Origin of the sequence: Burkholderia sp. BCC0397 (assembly GCF_902832865.1) — a bacterium.
Taxonomy (GTDB): domain Bacteria; phylum Pseudomonadota; class Gammaproteobacteria; order Burkholderiales; family Burkholderiaceae; genus Burkholderia.
The window spans coordinates 156,759-176,301 of the sequence record NZ_CADFDL010000004.1 but is presented as its reverse complement, the minus strand read 5'-3'; the positions used below and the strand labels follow the sequence as shown (position 1 = coordinate 176,301).

Genomic DNA, 19,543 nt, shown 5'->3' with positions numbered 1-19,543 from the left:
CTGCCAAGGATGCGCCGGTCTGGAATCTGGCGCGAGTTTACGGAGCGGGAATGGGGCTGGCAAGCGGCCTGACTCGCGGGGCCGCCAGGCGTGCGACGGCGTGTGCCGCGTGCGCGAACCGGTGCGCGGCCGCGCGGCCCGGCGAAACGGCCGCCCGCGCAGGGCACGCGGGAGGCGGATCGCGCCGGCGGCGACGCAAGCGTGCGCTCACATCGCCACCGGCGCGCCGTGCATCAAGGATTGATGTACTGGAACAGCGACATGTTCTGCAGTTGCACGTAGGCCTTCTGCGCGCCGGTCAGCGCGTTCTGCACCTGCAGGTACTGGCTGATCGTCGTGACCATGTTGGTGCTGGTCAGGTCCGACAGGTTGCTGGTCGTCTGCAGCGCCGCCGTCTGGTTGACGGCCTGCATCGCCTTGATTTCCTGCTCGCGGCCGCCGACCGATGCCTGGATCGTCGTCACGTTGCGCATCGTGTTGCCGAGCTTGATCGAGCCCGTCATCAGCGCGTTCTTCAGCGCCGCGCCCGCCACCGCATTGCCCGTCACGGGCGTCTGCAGCGCCGAGATCATCGCGTCGAGCGTCGAGAACACGTCGGAGCCGCCGCTCGCCTGCGGCGCGGGCGAGACCGCGAACGTGTCGCCCGCGGCCGGCGTGCCCGACACGGGCACCGTCATCCCGCCGCCGAGCGAGATCGCCGAGCCCGCCGAATAGGCCTGCGCCGGCGTGGTGGTCGGCGGGCTGGCCGAGTTGTCGGTCACCGTGTAGGTCGGTGCGGCGGCCGTGCCGCCGAACTTGATCGAATACTGATGGCCGTTCGTCGCGATCGACGGGTTCGTCACCGTGACCGTGCCGATCGTGCCGGTGCCCGTGTTGCCCGCGCCGGCCGACGGCACCGGCGAGCTGCCGATCGCCTGCACCGACATGAAGACGGCCGCGCCCGGGTCGCCCTGCGACACGGTGCTCGAATCGGCGATCTGCACCTGGCGCGTCCCCGTGTCGCCGACGTAGGCGACGCTGCCGCTCGGCGTCGTCGAGAACGGCGCCGCCGAATTCTTCGTGCCGGCGAACAGGTAATTGCCCGCGCCGTCGTTGGTGTTCGCGAGCGTCATCAACTGGTCGCGGTATCCCTGCAGCTGCGTCGCGAGCGCCGAGCGGTCGCTGTCGGCCAGCGAACCGTCGCCGGCGCGCACGAGCAGCGACTGCGCGCCCGTCAGCACGCCGCTGACGCTCTGCAGCGTCTGGTCCTCGGCCTGCAGCGACGCAAGCGCCGCGTTCTGGTTGGTCGCGTACTGCGACAGCGTCGCCGACGTCATCGACAGCTGCACGGCCTGCGCCGCGCCGGCCGGGTTGTCGGCCGCCGTCTGCAGGCTCACGCCGCTCCCGATCTGCTGATACAGCTGCGCGAGCTGGGCCTGCTGGTCGTTCATTTGTGAAACGTTCAGCTGGAAGAACTGGGCGCTGGAAATCCGCATCGCTTCTATCCCTCGAATCCGGTCAGTTGAACAGGCCCAGCACGGTCTGGAACAGCGTCGCCGCCGTCTGGATCACCTTCGCGTTCGCCTGGTAAAGCTGCTGGTACTGCATCAGGTTGGCCGCTTCCTCGTTCTGGTTCACGCCCGACACCGACTGCTGCGCCTCGGTGATCTGGCCGATCAGCCCGGTCTGCGCGGCGCTCGACGATTTCAGCTGGGTCGTCATGTTGCCGATGCCGTTCACGTAGCTCGCATACGCGCCCGTGAGCGTCGCCGTGCCGTTGCCGAGCGCCTTGGCATTGACCAGCTTCGACAGCGCGAGCGCATTGGAACCGTCGCTGGTGCCGCCCGCGTACGGCCCGATCGTGAACGAGTCGCCGGTCGCCGGTGCGCCGGACAGCGTGACGCTCACGCCGTTGAGCGCGCCCGCGGCCGTCCCCGACATCGCCATCGTCGCGCCGGCCGCCGGGTCGTACGGGACGGTGTCCGTCGGGTTGTTGATCGTGACCGACGTCGGCGGCGTGGTGCCGATCGTCACCGTGGTGCCGACCGGGAAGCCCGTCAGCGTCTTCGCCGTCGCGTCGTAGGTCAGCTTGGTCGTCGGCACCTGGTAGCCCGCGGTCACGCCGCCCAGCGCGATCTTGCCCGTGCCGGTGTTAGTGCTCGCCGCCGACGTGACGGCCGGCGACGCAGCCGCGATCGCCGACGCGCTCGTCGTCGCGAGACCGAAGCCGTTCAGCGCGCCGCGCGTCGGCAGCACGGTGAACTTGTCGCCGGCGTTCATCGAGCCGGACGGCGTCGAGAAATTCAGCCCGCCGAGCGAGACCGGCATCGGCCCCGACTTCTGGTCGACCACCGCGCCGCTCGCGCGGTCGGTCAGCGTGTAGTTCGTGCCATCGTACGACAGCGTGTAGTCGCTCGTCGTCGGCTGCGACGCGTTCGCGAACGACACGGACAGCGACGCGTTGCCGGTATTGCCCTGGTCCGAGTACACGGTCGGCGACGGCGTCGTGAACAGGTTGCCGCCCTTGTTGCCCGACAGGTCGATGCCGAGCGCGTTCTGCGCGTTGACCTGCGCGGCGAAGCTGGTCGCGATCGCGCCGAGCTGGGCCTGCGCAGGGTCGAGCGTCTGGCTGCGGAACGCGAGCAGGCCGCCGAGCGTGCCGCCCGACAGCGACGAATCGGGCAGCGCCTGGTTCGGCCCCTGCGGGTTCGCGCCGGCGATCCCCTGCGACACGACGGTCAGCTCGCTCGGGTCCGACGGCGACGTGACGGTCGCGAGGTGATAGCTCTTGTCCGCGACGACGAGCGGCTGGCCGCCCGACAGGAACACGCTGTAGCCGCTGTCGTTGCGCACGACCTGGATGCCGGCGAGGCCCGACAGGTTCGACACCGCGAGGTCGCGCTGGTCCATCAGCTGGTTCGGCGGCTGCCCCTGGCTGTTCGCCGCCCCGATCTGCTGGTTCAGCTGCGCGATCTGCGCGGTGTACGTGTTGATCTGCGACACGGTGCTGGTGAGCTGCGTGTTCACGCTCTGGCGCAGCGCGTCGTACTGCTGGCCGGCCGCGTTGATCTGGTTGGCCAGCGTCTGCGCGTTGCTGATCGCGGTCTGCCGCACCGACGGGTCGGACGCGTTGTTCGCGACGTTCTGCAGCCCGGTGAAGTAGCTCGTGATCCCGGTCGAGATCCCCGCCGTCGGGCTGCCGATGTAGTTGTTCAGCTGCGCGACGAGCGTGTACCACGTCGACAGCGCGCCGCCCTGCGTCTGCGCGGTGTTCAGCTGGTCGCTCAGGTGCTGGCTGTACTGGCGCTGCACGGTGACGGTGCTCACGCCCTGCGGCATGTAACCGCTGCTCGTGTACTGGCCGCTCGTTTCCGCATAGACCGGCCGCTCGACCGAATAGCCGGGCGTCGCGGCGTTGCTGATGTTCTGGCCGGTCGTCGTGAGGCCCCAGAGCGCGGCATTCAGGCCGCTGACGCCGAGGTTCATGAGTGTGTTGGACATGCGCGATCCTGATGAGCCGGCCGCGCTGCGGCCGCCGGGTTGCGTGACTCCCGGTATAACGGCCGCGGATCGAAAAAATTGAGGAAAAAATGCACGCGCGGCACACGGGCGTGCGTCGCCGGTCTAAGCGGCCGGCAGGTGCGCCGGCGCTGCTTTGCGGGCGGCCCGTGCGGGAGCCGCCAGCCGGGTGCGCGTCAGGCCCGCGCGAGCGAGCGGCGCTTCATTTCGAGCTGCGTGATCAGCCGCTGCAACGTGTTCTCCGCGCTGCCCGGCAGCGACATGTAGCGAAAGCCGAGCTGGTAGCGCCGCGACCCGTTCGGCAGCTGCGTCGAACGCTGCGACACCAGTTGCAGGTCGAGCGACAGCTTGCCGTGGCCGGTCAGCTCGAGCTCGACGTCCGGCAGCAGCGTGCCGACCTCGAGCGCCTCGACGCGCTCGTCGGCCGTGCGCAGCCCCACGCCGCCGAGCGACAGGTTGTGCACCTCGAACAGGAAGCCTTCGCCGTCCGGCAGCTTGCCGCGGCACAGAAACGGATCGACGATCGGCGCATCGACGCGGAAATATTCGCGGCGCTGGATGCAGACCAGCACGTCGGGGAAATCGGCGACGAACGCGGGCAGCCCCTCGTAGCGCGTCTCGCGCGGCGTGCCCGTGGTGAATTCGACCCGCACGCCCTCCGGCGCGGCCGCGAACGTGCAGTGCGACGCGCCGAGGATGCCGGCGTTCTGCTCGGACAGCGCGCCCCAGTCGAACGTGAACGTCCGTGCGCCGACATCGACCTCGAGCAGCCGCGTGACGAGCTGGCCGCCCGGGTACTGGACGGTCAGGAAATCGCCGCGATTCACCAGGTTGCGCAGCTGCACGCCGATTTCCAGCGGATTGCGGCGGGCATAGTCGGGCCCGGAGTGGCCTGCATCCAGGCTGGGGTCCGTCGACGTTTCGATATTCATGGCTAGCCGGTCTTTCTTGTCATGGGCGCCCGGGGCAACCGGTGCGCAATAAAACCGGGCCAGAACGGGGGCCCGGTCGCAGGTCTCTCACACTTAGCGGCAGTGCTGACCGAAAGTTTAGATCGAAACGGCGATTTATTTCGCGCAAACGTTGAAACCGCGCGCGGCGGGGTGCCGGGCGCGGTCCGAAGGGGGGATGAACCGGTGGCGGGTGGAGCCCGTCAGCCGATCTGCTGCATGATCGAGATCAGCTTCTTCGCGTAATTCGGGTCGGTTGCGTAGCCGGCCTTCTGCATGCCGTGCGCGAAGCCTTCGACGCTGCGGCTCGCGCTCAGCACGCCCGCGTAGCGCGGATTGTTCTTCAGCAGGTTCGCGTAATCGGTCATCGCGTGCTCGTACGAGTCGTACGCGCGGAACTTCGCGACCACACGGCGCGGCGTGCCGTTCACGTATTCGGTGGTCAGCGCCGATACGGTGCGGCCCGTCCAGCCCTTGTTCGCCTTGATGCCGAACACGTTGTAGCTGCTCGAGCCGTCGGCCGCGCGGATCTCGCGCTTGCCCCAGCCCGATTCGAGCGCGGCCTGGCCGACGATGAAACGCGCCGGGATGCCGGTCGTCGCACTGGCCGCCTGCGCGGGGGCCGCGAGGCGATCGACGAACGCGTCCGCGTCCTGCACGCCGCTCGCGCCCTTCAGCGGCGGCGTCAGCGCGCTGCCGGCCGAGTAGCCGCGCGCGCCGGCGAGCCCGCCGTTGTTCGCCGCGTTCGCATAGGCCTTCGCCATCGCGTTCATCGCGGCGAGGCTGCCTTCGTTGCCGGCCGTGCCGAGGCCGCCTGCGCCCATGCCGCCTGCACCGACGTCGGCCGCCGTGTCGCCGCCCGCGCCGCCGCCCGCATTGCGCAGCAACTGCTTCATCAGCGCGTCGGCGACGCCGATCCCGCGCGTCGACATCTGCTGCGCGAGCTGCTGGTCGAGCATCGACGTGTACATCTTCGACGTGTGCGAATCGAACAGCCCGCCGTCGGGCGACGCGTCGCGCATGCTCTTGAGCATCATCTGCGTGAACATCGCGTCGAACTGGCCGGCCACCGCCTTCGCGCCGGCCTGCGGCGACTGCTTCGCCTGCGCGCGCAGCGCATCGAAACCCTGCACGTCGAGCGCGAAGCGCTGCGTGAGGTCGTTCGCGTTCGGAAGGTTCGCCGCCATTTAGATCACCTCCAGGTCGGCGCGCAGCGCGCCGGCCGCCTTCATCGCCTGCAGGATCGACATCAGGTCCGCGGGCGTCGCGCCGAGCGTGTTCAGCGCCTTCACGACGTCGGCGAGATTCGCGCCGGCCGTCACCATCTTCAGCGCGCCGTTGTCCTGCTTCAGCTGGATCTGCGACTGCTGCGCGACCACCGTCTGCCCGTTCGAGAACGGCCCCGGCTGCGACACCACCGGCTGCGTGTTGACGACCACCGACAGGTTGCCGTGCGCGACCGCGCAGCTTTGCAGCGTGACCATCTGGTTCATCACGATCGAGCCGGTGCGCGCGTTCAGGATCACCTTCGCCGCGGCCTTGTCCGGGCTCACGTCGAGGTTCTGCAGCCGCGCCATGAACGCGACCTGCTGCGCCGAATCGGCCGGCGCCGCGAGCTGGATCGTGCGGCCGTCGAGCGCCGTCGCGGTGCCCGGGCCGAAGCTCGAGTTGACCGCGGACACGATGCGTTGCGCGGTGCCGTAGTCCATGTCGTTCAGTTGCAGTTGCAGCACGCCGTTCATCTGCGCGATCGCGTTCGGCACCGCGCGCTCGACGATCGCGCCGCCGACGATGCGGCCGGCCGCGAGCTGGTTCACCTGCACGCGGCTGCCGTTCGCGCTGGCGCCCGCGCCGCCGACCGCCATGTTGCCCTGCGCGAGCGCGTATACCTGGCCGTCCGCGCCCTTCAGCGGCGTGAGCAGCAGCGTGCCGCCGCGCAGGCTCTTCGCATTGCCGAGCGACGACACGGTCACGTCGAGCGCCTCGCCGGGCCGCGCGAACGGCGGCAGCGTGGCCGTCACCATCACGGCCGCGACGTTCTTCAGCTGCATGTTGTTCAGCGACGACGGGCCGCCGTTGGCCGAACCGTTGTTGATCGAGATGCCGAGGTTCGCGAGCATGTTCGCGAGCGTCTGCGTCGTAAACGGCGTCTGCATCGTCTGGTCGCCCGTGCCGTCGAGGCCGACGACGAGGCCATAGCCGATCAGCGGGTTGTCGCGCACGCCCTGGATCTGCGCGAGATCCTTCAGGCGTTCCGCATGCGCGGGCGCCGTGCCGAACGCGCAGGCGGCGAGCGCCAGCATGGCGGCGAGCCGCACGATTGCATGCGCACGCAACGATAGACGGTGGAAAAGGGGCTTGCGCATCGTCATCACCACGGCGCGATGTTGAGGAAGAAGCGCTGCAGCCAGCCCATCGTCTCGGCTTCGTTGATGTAGCCCTTCGACGAGTATTCGATCTTCGCGTCGGCGACCTGCGTCGAATAGACCGAGTTCGCGCCCGAGATCGTGTTCGGGTTGACGACCCCCGAGAAGCGCACGAATTCGTTGCCCTGGTTGATCAGCATCTGCTTCTCGCCGCTGACCACGAGGTTGCCGTTCGGCAGCACGTTGGTGACGGTCACCGTGATCGTGCCGTTGAACGTGTTCGCCGCGCTCGCGCCGCCGGTGGCCGCGAACTTGTTCGCGCCGGTCGCCGACAGATTCGCCTTCGCGAACAGCCCGCCGAGGAAGCCGGCCGTCGGCACGTTGAAGTCGGTGTTGCCCTGCCGGTTCGTGTTCGCGCCCGACGACTTGGTCGCGTTGATGTTCTCCGCGATCATGATCGTCAGGATGTCGCCGATGTTGCGCGGCCGCTGATCCTCGAACAGCGGCCGCCCCGCGTAGCCGGGGTTGTAGATCGAACCGGGCGCCTGCATCGACATCGGCGTCGGCGGCTGCGCCGTCATCGGCTGCTGGATGATCGGATCGCGCGGAATCTGCGCGCAACCGGCGAGCGCCGCCACCGCGACCGCGCAGGCGGCGCGGACGGTGGCTGACGAGGGGAGGCGAACCTGCTTCATGGCGACGACGGGACGTTCCGGTTAGCTCTTCATCTGCGTGACGGTCTGCAGCATCTGGTCGGACGTCGTCACGGCCTTGCTGTTGATCTCGTAGGCACGCTGCGTCTGGATCATGTTGACGAGTTCCTGCACGACGTTCACGTTCGACGCCTCGACGTAGCCCTGGTTGAGCACGCCCGCGCCGTTCAGCCCCGGCTGCGACACGTTCGGCGCGCCCGACGACGTCGTTTCCGCGAACAGGTTCTCGCCCTTCGCCTCGAGGCCGGTCGGGTTGATGAAGGTCGCGATCTGCAGCGAGCCGATCTGGACCGCGTTGCTCGAGCCCGGCTGCGTGACCGACACGACGCCGTCCTTGCCGATCGTCAGCGACTGCGCGTTCTGCGGCACCGTGATCGCCGGCAGGATCTGGTAGCCGCTCGACGTGACGAGCTGGCCCTGCGCGTTGGTCTGGAACGAGCCGTCGCGCGTGTACGCGTTGGTGCCGTCCGGCATCAGCACCTGGAAGAAGCCCGCGCCGTTGATCGCGACGTCCTTCGAGTTGCCGGTCTGCGTGAGGCCGCCCTGCGTGTACAGGCGCTCGGTCGCGACCTGCTGCACGCCGGTGCCGAGCTGCAGGCCCGACGGCAGCTCGGTCTGCTGCGTCGAGTTCGCGCCGGGCTGGCGGATGGTCTGGTACAGCAGATCCTCGAACACCGCGCGCGACGCCTTGAAGCCGTTCGTGCTGGTGTTCGCGAGGTTGTTCGAAATCACGTCCATCTGCGCCTGCTGCGCATTCATGCCGGTCGCGGCGATGTAGAGCGAACGATTCATTTGTCGATTCTCCTGCGTAAGCTGGCGCGGGCGCTCAGCTGAAGTTGAGCAGCTGGTTCGCCGTCTGCTCGTTCTGGTCGGCCGTCTGGATCAGCTTCGACTGAAGCTGGAATGCGCGCGCGTTGTCGATCATCGCGACCATCGCGGTCACCGGGTTCACGTTGCTGCCTTCGAGCGAATTCGGCGTGACGACCACGTTCGGATCGACGTCGGCCGGATTGCCGTCGGCGGTGCGGAACAACCCGTCGTTGCCGCGCGTGAGCGTGGCCGGATCGGGATTGACGAGCTTCATCTGGTCGACGATCGCGACCGCCGTCGGCGGGTCGCCCGGCATCAGCGCGGACACCGTGCCGTCCTTGCCGATCGTCACTTCCGCGTTCGGCGGCACCGAGATCGGGCCGCCGTTGCCGACCACCGGCAGGTTGCTCGCGTTGACGAGCTGGCCGTTCTCGTCGACATGCAGGTTGCCGGCGCGCGTGTACGCCTCGCTGCCGTCGGCCGTCTGCACCGACAGCCAGCCCGCGCCCTGCACGGCGACGTCGAGCGGATTGCCGGTGCGCGTGATCGGACCCGGCGCGTAATCGGCGCCGGGCGTGGACGCGAGCACGTAGGTGCGCGTCGTCGTCGGGTCGATGTTGCTGCCGTCGCCGAAATTCATCGGCACCGCGCGATACGTCGCGAGCTGCGCGCGAAAGCCCGTCGTCGACGCGTTCGCGAGGTTGTTCGCGACCACCGCCTGCTGGTCGAGCGACTGCGACGCGCCCGTCATCGCCGTATAGATCAGTCGGTCCATGGCTGCCGGTTATCCGCGCTTACAGGTTGATGAGCGTCTGATCGACGGTCTGCTGCGTCTTGATCGTCTGCGCGTTCGCCTGGTAGTTGCGCTGCGCGGTGATCAGGTTGACGAGCTGCGACGTGAGGTCGACGTTCGAGTTCTCGAGCGCGCTGCCCTGCAGCGTGCCGTGATTCGTGCTGCCCGGCGCCGACACCTGCGGCACGCCCGACGCGGAGGATTCCGCGTACTGGTTGCCGCCGAGGTTCACCAGCCCGTTCGGGTTGTTGAAGTTCGCGAGCGCGATCAGGCCGAGCACGGCGGTCTGGCCGTTCGAGTAGTTGCCGGTCAGCTTGCCGTCGGCGCCGATCGAATAGGTGGTGAGCGTGCCGCTCGCGTAGCCGTTCTGCGCGAGGTTGTTCACGCCGTCCTTGCCGCCGTACTGCGTCGTGCCGGTCAGGTCGAGCGTGAGCGATTGCGGCGTCGCCGAGCCGTCGGTGTTCGGCACCGTGAACTGAAACTGGCCGAGCGACGCGGTCGGCGCGGCCGGCGTGCCCGTCGTCGTGCTCTTGATCGCGCCCGACGTATCGAACGTGATCGTGCCGAGATCGGTCGTCGCGCCGCCCTGGACGCCCGCGTACGCTTCCCACGTGCCGGCCGCCGACTTCACGAAGTACATGTTGACCGGCTGCGAACCGCCGAGCGAGTCGTACACCTGGATCGCCGTCGAGTAGTTGTAGGTCGTGTTGTCGGTCGCGCTGAACGGCGTCTTGGCGGGCACCGTGTCCTGCGAGTTCAGGTTGAACTGGCCGGTGATCTTGGTCGTCGCGGTCGGCGCGATGTTGTTGGTCGGCGCCTGCAGCGGCACGGTCTGCGCGGTGTTGATCACGCCGCCCGCGTTGGCCGCGTAGCCCATCAGGTTACGGCCCTGCGAGTCGACGATGAAGCCGTTCTTGTCGCGCTGGAACGTGCCGTCGCGCGAGTACGTCGTCACGCCGTTGTTCGACATCTGGAAGAAGCCGTTGCCGTTGATCGCGACGTCGAGCGACGAGTTCGTCGTATTGATCGTGCCCTGGCCGAACTGCTGCTGCACCGAGTTCAGCGACGTGCCGATGCCGATCTGCGTGTTGACCGACGTCGCGACCGAGTTCGCGTACATGTCGGCGAACTGCGCGGTGCTCGACTTGAAGCCGACCGTGTTCGCGTTCGCGATGTTGTTGCCGATCACGTCGAGCGCGTTCGATGCGCCGGCGAGGCCGCTCAGACCCTGTTGATAACCCATTTCGGTCTCCGTTACGAGAAAACTCGATCAGTTGGTGGTGGTGTCGCCGGACGTGGACGACTTGGTGTTCGGGAAGATCGACGCAACCTGGGTGAGCCCCACCGTCGTGCCGTTCGACAGCACGAGCCCCGCGGTGCCGTCCGCCTGCTTGACCACGCTCTGCACCGTGGCGGCTGCCAGCACGGTCGGCGCGTAGGCCTTGCCGTCGGTGCCGGCGTACTGCGCGCTGACCGTGTACGCGCCGTCCGGCAACGCGTTGCCGGCCGCGTCGGTCGGCGTCCAGTTGAACGGCACCGTGCCGGCCGACTGCTTGCCCGCGTTGATCGTGTTGACGACGACGCCCGAGCTGTTCTTCACGGTGATCGTCAGGTTCGACACGTCGCTCGCGAGCGACACGCCGAACGGCGACGCCGCGCCGCTCTTCACCGCGACCGCGTTGCCCGGCGCGAGCACATTCGTGCCGATCAGCAGCGCCGCCTGCGTCTGCTGGCCGGCCGTGAGCTGCGTCGACAGCGACGTCAGCGACGTGTTCAGCTGCGCGATGCCGCTCACCGTGTTGATCTGCGCGAGCTGCGACGTCATCTGCGAGCTGTCGACCGGGCTCGTCGGATCCTGGTTCTGCAGCTGCGTGACGAGCAGCTTCAGGAACGTCGCCTGGAGGTCGCTCGCCGACGTGCCTTTGGTCGACGACACGTTGTTGGTATTCATCGTGTCGGTCGGCAGGGTCGACACGTTCGTGCCGTTGCTGCCGATCGTCGTGCTGGAGGAAGTCATCCTGGGTGGCCTTCTGTCGAAACTGTCGGGTCTGTGAGGTCGGTGGACGCGCGGCTTACGAGCCGATCGTCAGCGTCTTGAGCATCAGCGTCTTCGCGGTGTTCAGCGTCTCGACGTTGGCCTGGTACGAGCGCGACGCCGAGATCATGTTCACCATCTCCTGCACCGGATCGACGTTCGGCATCTGCACGTAGCCGTTCGCGTCGGCGGCCGGGTTCGCCGGGTCGTAGGTCGACTTCATCGGCGACGGGTCGTCCATCACCTTGGTCACGCGCACGCCGCCCACGCCCTGGCCGGACGCGGTGCGTGCACCGCCCACCGGGTCGGTCGCGAACACGACCTGCTTGGCCTTGTACGGCTTGCCGTCGGGGCCGGTCGCGCTGTCGGCGTTCGCGAGGTTCGACGCGGTGACGTTCAGGCGCTGCGATTGCGCGGACAGCGCCGAACCGGCGACGCCGAAGATGTTCATCAACGAAGGCATGGAGGCTCCTTGTGCTGGGGTCCGGATTCGAAAGCGGCGCTTACGAGTTCGTCGTGATCGCGGCGATCATCGCCTTGATCTGCTGGGTCATCACGGTCATTCCGGTTTCGTAGTGCAGCGCGTTGTTCGCGAACTGCACGCGCTCGACGTCGAGATCGACCGTGTTGCCGTCGAGCGAAGGCTGCAGCGGCATCCGGTATTGCGCGCGGCCGTAGTCGTCCGACGGGCCGCCGGTCGGGATCAGCTTCGCGGTGCCGGACATGTGGCCCGGCGCCGTCGACACCATCGACATGCCGCTCGTCACGCCGGCCGGCGGCGCCATCGGCAGTTGCGCGGCGTTGCTCGGCGCCACGCCGCCGCTCGTCTGCTTCAGCGAGCGCGCGAGCGTCGACGCGAAATCGACGTCGCGGGCCTGGTAGCCGGGCGTGTCGGCGTTCGCGATGTTCGACGACAGCAGTTCCTGCCGGTAGGCGCGCACGTCGAGCGCCTGTCGGCCGAACGCGAATTCCGCATCGAGTTTGTCCAGCATGTGTGCGTCTCTCCGTATGAAGCGCTGCACGCCCCTCGCACCGGATGGCGACCCGAGAGGCTTTTTTCCATGACAGCGATGGTAGGCGCGGGACGCAACTGGCAATCGGACGAATAACGCGGCAAAGGCCCCCTCTATTCATCGTTTGCGCGACGCCCCCGCTCCCTAGAATGCGAAGCGGATCAACGGATCGAGGACACGGCGATGACAGGCGGCGCACTTCGCGACAGGAACGGGCGGCTCACGCACGTCCGGCGTGCGTTCGCGCTCGCCGCGGCGCTGTGGATCGCCGCGCCCGCCGTGCACGCCGACGACGGGATGATCGTGATTCCCGGGCGCGGCGAGACGGCCGAAACCGCGCTCGCGCACGCCAACGCGGCGAGCGGCGGGCAGTTTGGCGGGAATGCGGGAGGCGCTGCGGCTTCGGGCGCGCAGCGCGTGGCCGGCGGGGCGAGCGCCGCGGCCGGCGGCGGCTACGCGGCGCAACCGCCCGGCCCGATGGTCGTGACGAGCGTCCCGCCGCCGGCCGCTGCGCCGGCCCACGCGCCGGCTCCCGTCTACGCAGCCGCCCGCGCGCACGCCGGGTACGGCGCGTCGCCGCGCGCGGCGGACCCTGCCGCCATCGCGACGGTCGTCGCCGGCACGGCCGAGCCGGCATCAACGCCCGCGCGGCCGGCGCCGCAACCGGCAGCCTCAGCCCGCCTGGCGGCGGCTCGCGCCGCGTCGGTCACAGCGGCGCCGCGCACGGCGGCGGCTTCCGCGAACCCGGCCCCGGCTGCCGCCGCGGCCCAGCCCGCGACGCCGCTCGGCCAGCAAGACCCCGAAACGATCCGGCGCGCGGCGCTCGCGTTCCTGCAGCAGCAGATCGCCGGCCTGCCCGGCAAGACCACCGCGACGGTCACGACCGCCTTTCCGCGCGGGCTCGCCGCGTGCACGACGCTCGAACCGTTCTTGCCGACCGGCGCGCGCCTGTGGGGCCGCACGACGGTCGGCGTGCGCTGCGCGGGCGAGCGGCCGTGGACCGTCTACCTGCAGGCGAAGGTCGCCGTGCAGGCCACCTATTACGTCGCCGCGCGCCAGATCGCGCCCGGCGAGCCGCTCTCCGCGGCCGACCTGGTCGCGCGCGACGGCGACCTGACGGTGCTGCCGCTCGCGGTGATCACCGATCCGGCGCAGGCCGTCGGCGCGACCGCGCTCGCGCGCATCTCGGCCGGGCTGCCGCTGCGGCAGGACATGCTGAAGAGCGCGGCGTCGGTGTCGGCCGGCCAGACGGTGCGGGTCGTCGCGGCCGGCCCCGGCTTCACGATTTCGGCGGAGGGCAGCGCGCTCGCGAATGCGGCGCCCGGCCAGTCGGTACGGGTGCGGATGGCGGCCGGGCAGATCGTCACGGCGATCGTCAAGGACGCCGGCACCGTCGAAATTCCGCTGTAGGGACGGTTCTGCCGCAAGAATGTAAAGAATTGTTTATTCGGAGCATTTCGGGCTCGCGATGCTAAAGTTCGGGCCGACCCGGCCGTTATCTGGGTCAAACCGTACAGGAAACCCATCGTGAAGATCGATTCCACTCCGAAACCGAGCCCCCTCGCGCCGACCGGCAACGGCGCGGCCCGTGCGCCGTCCGGCACGGCCCAGTCATCCGGGCAGGCAGCCGACGCAGGATCGACCGGCAGCGACACGACCGTGAACCTGTCGGGTCTGTCCGGCCAGCTGCGTTCGGTATCCGCGTCGGGCGACGCCGATATCGACGCGGGCCTGGTCCAGTCGATCAAGGACGCGCTGAACAACGGCACGCTGACGATCGACGCGAACAAGATTGCCGACGGCGTATTGAACACCGCCCGCGAACTGCTGCAGCAGCAGCGCCCGCAGGGCAGCTAATCCCGGCCTCGTGGCCGGTTCACCCGGTTTGCCGGCGCGCGCAGCACTTGTACGCACCGGCGTGACGAGCATGACGCGATGAGAGAAGAGCTGCTGGCCACGGTCAACGACGAACACGCGACGGTCGAAGCGTTCGCGTCCCTGCTCGTCTACGAGGAAAAGGCGCTGACGACGGCCGAGCCGCTCGAGATGCTGCCCGGGATCGTCGAGAAGAAAAGCGAACTGATCGACCGGCTCGCGCAGCTCGAACGCACGCGCGACACGCAGCTTTCCGCGCTCGGCTTTCCGGCCGGCAAGAAAGGCATGGACCAGGCGGCCGAGCACGATGCGCGCCTCGCGGGCCGCTGGCAATTGCTGCAGCAGGCCGCCGAACGCGCGCGTCAGGCCAACGCGAACAACGGAATGCTGATCCGGATCCGGATGGACTACAACGAACGCGCGCTCGCGGTGCTGCGCTCGGCACCCGCGCCGGCCGGCGTCTACGGCCCGGACGGACGCGTCTCGGCGCTGACGCGCTGACGTCGCGCCGCGCGGCCGCCCGGCGGCCGCGCCCCTGCCTTCCCCTTCGTTACAACAGCGGACACGCGGTGACCTGCGTGCCGCGCTCCACGCACAGCCGCTCGTAGTCGCGCAGGTACGCGCGCTCGGCGTCGTCCAGCAGATCCAGATCGATCAGGTCCCAGTCGTAGCCGACCGTCACGATGTTCTCGAACGTCACGGTGTCGGGCTGCGCGTCGTCCGGCCGCACGATCACGATGTTCTCGATCCGCACGCCGCCCTTGCCCGGCAGGTAGATGCCCGGTTCGACCGAAATCACCGCATTCGGCACCAGCCCGTACTGCGCGCCCGGCGCGAACCGCACGCCGCCCTCGTGGACGTGAATCCCGACGCCGTGCCCGGTGCCGTGGCCGAAATCGTGGCCATGATCGCGGCACACCTGCCGCACCAGCGCATCGACGTCGCCGCCCTTCGCGGTGGCCGGAAAGCGCGCGGCGAGCCCCTTGATGCAGGCCTTCAGCGCGACCGTGTAGATCTCGCGCTGCCACGGCTGCGCGACCGTGTCCGGCTGCGTGCGGCGCAGCACGACGCGCGTGCAGTCCGTCGCGAAGCCGGCTTCGTAGTACGCGCCGCTGTCGAGCAGCACGAGTTCGCCTTCGGTCAGCTCGACGTCGGCGCTCGCCGCCGTGTAATGCGCGAAGGCGCTGTTCGCGCCGTTCGCCGCGATCGACGGAAACGACAGCGCGACCGCCGAACGGGCGCCGTACGCGTCGTTGATCGTGCGCGCGAGGTCGTACTCGGTGTGGCGCACGCCCGGCTCGCCGGTCTTCGCCCAGCGCATCGTCTCGGCGATCGCCGCGGAGCTGCGCGCGAACGCGTCGCGAAAGTGCTCGAGCACGGCCGGCGTCTTGCTCGCCCGCAGCGCCTCGACCGGGTTGAAATCGGCGTGCCGCGCGTGCGGCCACACCCGGTTCACCGCGTCGACGAGCGCGCAGTTCACCGATTCGAAGCCGTAGCACACGTGCTCGACCGCGAACTGCGCGAGGAAGCGCTCGAGCGCCGCGACGTCGCGCCGGATCACGTGCAGCGCCGGATACGAATCGAGCGCGACCTCGCAACGGTCGCAGCCTTCCGGCAAGAACAACGCCACCTGCCCGCCGATCGCGAACAGGAAGCCGAGGTGCGACGACGCATTCGGGATGTGATAGCCGCGGCTGTTCAGCAGATACGCGAGATCGTCCGACGCGCAGGTGAAGAACGCCGTCTTGCCGTCGGCCGCGCCGGTATGCGCGGCGAGCTGCCGGTTCAGCGCGTCGAGGTTTTGCGCGACGCTCAGGCCGGTCATCGCGGCCGGGATCTCGAAGATCGGCCGCTCGACGTTCCAGCCCGGCAGCGCGATCGCGCGGTCGATCTCGCGATCGGCGAGGCTCGCCCAGTCGAGCGACGCGGCCTGCGTCTGCTCGAACAGCCGGTTGCGCTGCGCGACGCTGATCCGCCGCGCGTCGTAGCCGACCCGCGCGAGCCGGCTCGCGTGCGCGACCAGCCAGTCGGCCATCGCCTGCCAGATCGTCACGTTGATGCCGAGCTTCTCGACGCGCACGCGCGCCGGATCGCACTGCTCGTCGGCCTGGAAGTGATAGCGGCCGTCGACGAACAGCACGAACGGCGGCACACCGAGCGCCTGCGCGGTCGCCGCGCTCAGGAATATCCCGCAGCCGGCCGAGCCGTCGAAGCCGGACACCGCGTAGCGCGGGTTGTTGCTGCGCGGCAGGTACTCGGTCACGTATTCGTCCTGCGACGTGATCAGCACCGCATCAAGTCGCGCGGCATCGAGCAGGCGCGACAGGCCGGCCTGCGTATCGGCGACGGACGCGTCGTACGGGGGAAGGCCGGAGAAGCTGTATTTCAGTCGATCGATCATCGGATGCCCGTTATTCATCGTTGTCGGCGGCCGGCGGCGTGTCGCGGCGTCGCGCCTGCCTGACACGACACGTCGCCGCGGCGCAGGTCGCGCATGGCGCGACGCGCGGCCGGGCCGCGCCGCGGTTCCAGCGGCCGCCCTCGGCAAATTTTTGTCTCACTTAACTTTGTTTGATGCGCGACAGAATCTAGAGCAGGCCGAAATCGCGGTCAAGCCAAAATTTTCGTAGGACTAAAATCGGCGCGCGGCCTGCGGATCTCGGCACAGCGTCGTCACTTCGCCCGGCGACGCTGCGCGGTACAATGCGCCGGCCTCGCCGCCCCGGCGACCGCCCGCCGCTGCGCCCGCGCACCGACTCGTTGCCACGAAAGAGATTCATGGATTCAGACCTCATGCGTATCGGCCAGCGCATTCGCCGCCTGCGCCGGGAAGCGAAGAAGACGCTGCTGGAAGTCGCGACCGAAGCGAAACTGTCGGTCGGCTTCCTGTCGCAGGTCGAGCGCCATCTGACGGGCATCTCGCTGTCGTCGCTCGTCAACGTCGCGAAGGCGCTGGGTGTGCCGCTCGGCACGCTGATCGAGCAGCCGCGCCAGGCGCAGCCCGATTCGCACGAGGGCAGCCGCAAGCCGTACGCGCTCGACGCCGCGTCGCAATGGTACGAGCGGCTGTCCACCACGTTCGACGGCAGCCAGATCAATGCGCTGAAGGTGCAGATGATGGCTGGCTACCGGTCGGAATGGGTCGCGCACGGCGGCGACGAATTCGTGTACGTGCTGGCTGGCCGCGTCTGCTACACGGTCGGCAGGAAGGATTACCCGCTGACGTCCGGCGACTCGCTGCACTTCGACGCGCGCAAGCGGCATCGCGTGGCCAATGTCGGCGCGGGGCCGGTCGAGCTGATCACCGTCAGCACGCTGCCGCTGTTCGATGACAGTTCTGCGGAATTCGTGTCCGAGACGATGGATATCGGTCGGCCCGCCGCTGGCGAGCCGCGCGTGAGCCGCCGCGCGCCGGCGCCCAAACGGGATGATCGCGACGACGCCGCGGCACGACCGTCCAGGGCCGGCGCAGCCGACAAGAAGGTGTCGGCGAAGCCGCGCGCCGCTGCCGGCAAGCGCCCGGCGGCCGCGCCCCCGGCACGCAAGAAGAAACCGTAACGGCTGGCGGGCGCACATGCCGCGCGCCCGGTTCCGCGCCGCCTACTCGCCGATCGCGAGCGCCTGCGCGACGGCCTGGATCCGCGCGCGGTGCACGGCTTCCTTGATCTTCTCCGTGTCGTTGCCGATGCCGCGCGCGATCGCGCCGGCATCGACGCTGCGCGCCGCCGCGAGCGCGACGCGTAGCCGCTCGGCCTGTGGATACGGCTGCGCATCGAGCCCGAGCCGCCCGCGCGCATCCGATTCGCAGGCCTGCAGCAGCTCGGCGAAGCGAGCCGGCTTGCGCAGCGCGTCGCTGCGCTCGAACAGCCGCACCAGCGCGGCCGCGCCCATCTCCATCACGCGATGCAGGTTGCCGTGCTCGCGCGCGACCACCAGCGCGAGATCGCGGCATTCGTTCGGCACGCGCAGCCGCTCGCACAACGGCTTGAGCAGCTCGACGCTGCGGCTTTCGTGGCCGACGTGGCGCGGCAGCACGTCCGCGGGCGTCGTCCCCTTGCCGAGGTCGTGCGTCAGCGCCGCGAAGCGCACCGCCAGCGAATAGCCCTGCTTCGCCGCGTAGTCGACGACCATCATCACGTGCACGCCGGTATCGACTTCCGGGTGGTAATCGGCGCGCTGCGGCACGCCCCACAGCGCGTCGACCTCGGGCAGGATGCGCGCGAGCGCGCCGCATTCGCGCAGCACCGCGAACATCCGCGACGGCGTCGCCTCCATCAGCCCGCGCGCGATTTCCTGCCACACGCGTTCGGGCACGAGCGCGTCGACCTCGCCCGCGTCGACCATCCGCCGCATCAGCGCGAGCGTTTCGTCCGCGACCGTGAAATCCGCGAACCGCGCGGCGAAGCGCGCGATGCGCAGGATCCGCACCGGATCCTCGACGAACGCGTCGCTCACGTGCCGGAACACGCGCGCGCGCAGGTCGGCCTGCCCGTCGAACGGATCGATCACCGGGCCGACCAGCGTGCCTTCCGGGCTCACCTCGCGCGCCATCGCGTTGATCGTCAGGTCGCGCCGCGCGAGATCCTCGTCGAGCGTTACATCCGGCGCGTAATGGAACTGGAAGCCGTGATAGCCGGCCGCCGTCTTGCGCTCGGTACGCGCCAGCGCGTATTCCTCCTGCGTCTGCGGATGCAGGAACACCGGAAAATCCTTGCCGACCGGCCGGAAGCCCTGCGCGGTCATCTGCTCGGGCGTCGCGCCCACCACCACGTAGTCGCGGTCCTGCACCGGCACGCCGAGCAATTCGTCGCGGATCGCTCCGCCTACTGCGTAGATGTTCATGGCTGCGGTTCGTAGTCGGCGATCACGTTGGTTTCGCGGCGCGCGGCATCGATCCACCGCTGCACCGCCGGCAGCGCCGTCACGCGCGCCGAATAGCCGGCCGCCTCCGGCGACAGCGCCGGCGCATACGTGTTGAAGCGCATCACGACGGGCGCATACATCGCATCGGCAATCCCGAATTCGCCGAACAGGAACGGCCCGCCCGATGCCTCGATGCATTCGCTCCACAGCCCGTCGATGCGCGCGACGTCGGCGAGCGCATCGGGCGTCGCGCCGCGCCCCGGCATCGACGCGCGGATGCTCATGCCCATCTGCGTGCGCAGCGCGGCGAAGCCCGAATGCATCTCGGCGGATACGCAGCGCGCATGCGCACGCGCGAGCGGGTCGGCCGGCCACATCGGGAATTGCGGATAGCGCTCGGCGAGCGTCTCGGCGATCGCGAGCGAATCCCAGATCGCAAAGCCGTGATCGTCGACCAGGCACGGCACCTTGCCGGTCGGCGAGTATTCGCGGATGCGCGCGGCCGTGTCGTCGCGGCGCAGCTCGACCACGATCTCGTCGAACGGGATGCCGAAATGCGCGAGCAGCACCCACGGGCGCATCGACCACGACGAGTAGTTCTTGTCTCCAATGACGAGCTTCATGACG

Annotated in this window: 19 protein-coding genes; 4 read left to right on the top strand and 15 right to left on the bottom strand. The window is 69.0% G+C overall.

All coding sequences use genetic code 11. The features are described from left to right. Positions 1 to 233: 233 nt before the first annotated feature. The 12 genes from flgL to flgB all read right to left on the bottom strand — a co-directional run bounded on the left by flgL (position 234) and on the right by flgB (position 12,157). Positions 234 to 1,475, bottom strand: coding sequence for a flagellar hook-associated protein FlgL (gene flgL / locus HWX03_RS14915; protein WP_175871712.1), 1,242 nt, complete (start codon positions 1,473 to 1,475; stop codon positions 234 to 236). A 22-nt stretch (positions 1,476 to 1,497) separates the two neighbouring features. Further along, positions 1,498 to 3,480: a flagellar hook-associated protein FlgK gene (gene flgK, locus HWX03_RS14910; RefSeq protein ID WP_174433300.1), complete on the bottom strand. Its 1,983-nt coding sequence runs from the start codon at positions 3,478 to 3,480 to the stop codon at positions 1,498 to 1,500. 194 nt (positions 3,481 to 3,674) lie between these two features. Further along, positions 3,675 to 4,430: a flagellar brake protein gene (locus tag HWX03_RS14905; protein WP_174390310.1), complete on the bottom strand. Its 756-nt coding sequence runs from the start codon at positions 4,428 to 4,430 to the stop codon at positions 3,675 to 3,677. A 221-nt stretch (positions 4,431 to 4,651) separates the two neighbouring features. Next, positions 4,652 to 5,635, bottom strand: a complete 984-nt coding sequence (gene flgJ / locus HWX03_RS14900) for a flagellar assembly peptidoglycan hydrolase FlgJ (RefSeq protein WP_175871711.1) — start codon at positions 5,633 to 5,635, stop codon at positions 4,652 to 4,654. Then, positions 5,636 to 6,814, bottom strand: coding sequence for a flagellar basal body P-ring protein FlgI (locus tag HWX03_RS14895; protein WP_279612228.1), 1,179 nt, complete (start codon positions 6,812 to 6,814; stop codon positions 5,636 to 5,638). Between the two features lie 5 nt (positions 6,815 to 6,819). Continuing rightward, a complete protein-coding gene (gene flgH / locus HWX03_RS14890; RefSeq protein WP_175822952.1) occupies positions 6,820 to 7,509 on the bottom strand; it encodes a flagellar basal body L-ring protein FlgH in 690 nt (229 codons plus the stop codon). A 21-nt stretch (positions 7,510 to 7,530) separates the two neighbouring features. Next, positions 7,531 to 8,319, bottom strand: coding sequence for a flagellar basal-body rod protein FlgG (gene flgG / locus HWX03_RS14885; protein ID WP_174390313.1), 789 nt, complete (start codon positions 8,317 to 8,319; stop codon positions 7,531 to 7,533). Positions 8,320 to 8,353: 34 nt separating this feature from the next. Further along, positions 8,354 to 9,112: a flagellar basal-body rod protein FlgF gene (gene flgF / locus HWX03_RS14880; RefSeq protein WP_175822953.1), complete on the bottom strand. Its 759-nt coding sequence runs from the start codon at positions 9,110 to 9,112 to the stop codon at positions 8,354 to 8,356. A 19-nt stretch (positions 9,113 to 9,131) separates the two neighbouring features. After that, the gene (gene flgE / locus HWX03_RS14875) at positions 9,132 to 10,373 is read right to left on the bottom strand and encodes a flagellar hook protein FlgE (RefSeq protein ID WP_175871710.1); all 1,242 of its coding nucleotides are present in this window, start codon (positions 10,371 to 10,373) and stop codon (positions 9,132 to 9,134) included. Between the two features lie 27 nt (positions 10,374 to 10,400). After that, positions 10,401 to 11,147 (bottom strand): flagellar hook assembly protein FlgD, encoded by a 747-nt coding sequence (locus tag HWX03_RS14870; protein ID WP_175871709.1) that lies wholly within the window; start codon positions 11,145 to 11,147, stop codon positions 10,401 to 10,403. A gap of 55 nt (positions 11,148 to 11,202) precedes the next feature. Next, positions 11,203 to 11,628 (bottom strand): flagellar basal body rod protein FlgC, encoded by a 426-nt coding sequence (gene flgC / locus HWX03_RS14865; protein ID WP_174433294.1) that lies wholly within the window; start codon positions 11,626 to 11,628, stop codon positions 11,203 to 11,205. Positions 11,629 to 11,668: 40 nt separating this feature from the next. Continuing rightward, positions 11,669 to 12,157 (bottom strand): flagellar basal body rod protein FlgB, encoded by a 489-nt coding sequence (gene flgB, locus HWX03_RS14860; RefSeq protein ID WP_175871708.1) that lies wholly within the window; start codon positions 12,155 to 12,157, stop codon positions 11,669 to 11,671. A gap of 204 nt (positions 12,158 to 12,361) precedes the next feature. Here flgB and flgA point away from each other — a divergent pair, with 204 nt between their 5' ends. The 3 genes from flgA to HWX03_RS14845 all read left to right on the top strand — a co-directional run bounded on the left by flgA (position 12,362) and on the right by HWX03_RS14845 (position 14,554). Beyond that, entirely contained in the window at positions 12,362 to 13,588 is a 1,227-nt protein-coding gene (gene flgA, locus HWX03_RS14855) for a flagellar basal body P-ring formation chaperone FlgA (protein ID WP_175871707.1), read from the top strand. 117 nt (positions 13,589 to 13,705) lie between these two features. Then, positions 13,706 to 14,035, top strand: coding sequence for a flagellar biosynthesis anti-sigma factor FlgM (gene flgM, locus HWX03_RS14850; protein ID WP_175871706.1), 330 nt, complete (start codon positions 13,706 to 13,708; stop codon positions 14,033 to 14,035). Positions 14,036 to 14,113: 78 nt separating this feature from the next. Then, entirely contained in the window at positions 14,114 to 14,554 is a 441-nt protein-coding gene (locus tag HWX03_RS14845) for a flagellar protein FlgN (RefSeq protein WP_174390138.1), read from the top strand. Positions 14,555 to 14,603: 49 nt separating this feature from the next. Here the strand turns inward: HWX03_RS14845 and HWX03_RS14840 are convergent, their stop codons facing one another. Beyond that, positions 14,604 to 16,454, bottom strand: a complete 1,851-nt coding sequence (locus HWX03_RS14840; RefSeq protein WP_175871705.1) for a M24 family metallopeptidase — start codon at positions 16,452 to 16,454, stop codon at positions 14,604 to 14,606. A 377-nt stretch (positions 16,455 to 16,831) separates the two neighbouring features. Here HWX03_RS14840 and HWX03_RS14835 point away from each other — a divergent pair, with 377 nt between their 5' ends. Continuing rightward, positions 16,832 to 17,611: an XRE family transcriptional regulator gene (locus HWX03_RS14835; protein WP_175871704.1), complete on the top strand. Its 780-nt coding sequence runs from the start codon at positions 16,832 to 16,834 to the stop codon at positions 17,609 to 17,611. Positions 17,612 to 17,653: 42 nt separating this feature from the next. On the opposite strand, the gene HWX03_RS14830 is transcribed toward HWX03_RS14835, so the two are convergent. Together HWX03_RS14830 and HWX03_RS14825 are read right to left on the bottom strand one after the other, a co-directional pair. Next, positions 17,654 to 18,895: a multifunctional CCA addition/repair protein gene (locus HWX03_RS14830; RefSeq protein WP_175871703.1), complete on the bottom strand. Its 1,242-nt coding sequence runs from the start codon at positions 18,893 to 18,895 to the stop codon at positions 17,654 to 17,656. Then, positions 18,892 to 19,539 (bottom strand): glutathione S-transferase family protein, encoded by a 648-nt coding sequence (locus HWX03_RS14825; protein ID WP_175871702.1) that lies wholly within the window; start codon positions 19,537 to 19,539, stop codon positions 18,892 to 18,894. The genes HWX03_RS14830 and HWX03_RS14825 overlap by 4 nt, the downstream gene beginning before the upstream one ends. Positions 19,540 to 19,543: the final 4 nt, after the last annotated feature.

What these genes read in the sequence shown, in the direction of transcription:
- flgB (WP_175871708.1), bottom strand. Translation starts at nt 12,157, where the DNA reads ATGCTGGACAAACTCGATGCGGAATTCGCGTTCGGCCGACAGGCGCTC.
- flgG (WP_174390313.1), bottom strand. Translation starts at nt 8,319, where the DNA reads ATGAATCGTTCGCTCTACATCGCCGCGACCGGCATGAATGCGCAGCAG.
- flgH (WP_175822952.1), bottom strand. Translation starts at nt 7,509, where the DNA reads ATGAAGCAGGTTCGCCTCCCCTCGTCAGCCACCGTCCGCGCCGCCTGC.
- flgL (WP_175871712.1), bottom strand. Translation starts at nt 1,475, where the DNA reads ATGCGGATTTCCAGCGCCCAGTTCTTCCAGCTGAACGTTTCACAAATG.
- HWX03_RS14840 (WP_175871705.1), bottom strand. Translation starts at nt 16,454, where the DNA reads ATGATCGATCGACTGAAATACAGCTTCTCCGGCCTTCCCCCGTACGAC.
- flgK (WP_174433300.1), bottom strand. Translation starts at nt 3,480, where the DNA reads ATGTCCAACACACTCATGAACCTCGGCGTCAGCGGCCTGAATGCCGCG.
- HWX03_RS14870 (WP_175871709.1), bottom strand. Translation starts at nt 11,147, where the DNA reads ATGACTTCCTCCAGCACGACGATCGGCAGCAACGGCACGAACGTGTCG.
- HWX03_RS14895 (WP_279612228.1), bottom strand. Translation starts at nt 6,814, where the DNA reads ATGCGCAAGCCCCTTTTCCACCGTCTATCGTTGCGTGCGCATGCAATC.
- HWX03_RS14905 (WP_174390310.1), bottom strand. Translation starts at nt 4,430, where the DNA reads ATGAATATCGAAACGTCGACGGACCCCAGCCTGGATGCAGGCCACTCC.
- HWX03_RS14830 (WP_175871703.1), bottom strand. Translation starts at nt 18,895, where the DNA reads ATGAACATCTACGCAGTAGGCGGAGCGATCCGCGACGAATTGCTCGGC.
- flgF (WP_175822953.1), bottom strand. Translation starts at nt 9,112, where the DNA reads ATGGACCGACTGATCTATACGGCGATGACGGGCGCGTCGCAGTCGCTC.
- HWX03_RS14825 (WP_175871702.1), bottom strand. Translation starts at nt 19,539, where the DNA reads ATGAAGCTCGTCATTGGAGACAAGAACTACTCGTCGTGGTCGATGCGC.
- flgE (WP_175871710.1), bottom strand. Translation starts at nt 10,373, where the DNA reads ATGGGTTATCAACAGGGTCTGAGCGGCCTCGCCGGCGCATCGAACGCG.
- flgC (WP_174433294.1), bottom strand. Translation starts at nt 11,628, where the DNA reads ATGCCTTCGTTGATGAACATCTTCGGCGTCGCCGGTTCGGCGCTGTCC.
- flgJ (WP_175871711.1), bottom strand. Translation starts at nt 5,635, where the DNA reads ATGGCGGCGAACCTTCCGAACGCGAACGACCTCACGCAGCGCTTCGCG.
- HWX03_RS14845 (WP_174390138.1), top strand. Translation starts at nt 14,114, where the DNA reads ATGAGAGAAGAGCTGCTGGCCACGGTCAACGACGAACACGCGACGGTC.
- HWX03_RS14835 (WP_175871704.1), top strand. Translation starts at nt 16,832, where the DNA reads ATGGATTCAGACCTCATGCGTATCGGCCAGCGCATTCGCCGCCTGCGC.
- flgA (WP_175871707.1), top strand. Translation starts at nt 12,362, where the DNA reads ATGACAGGCGGCGCACTTCGCGACAGGAACGGGCGGCTCACGCACGTC.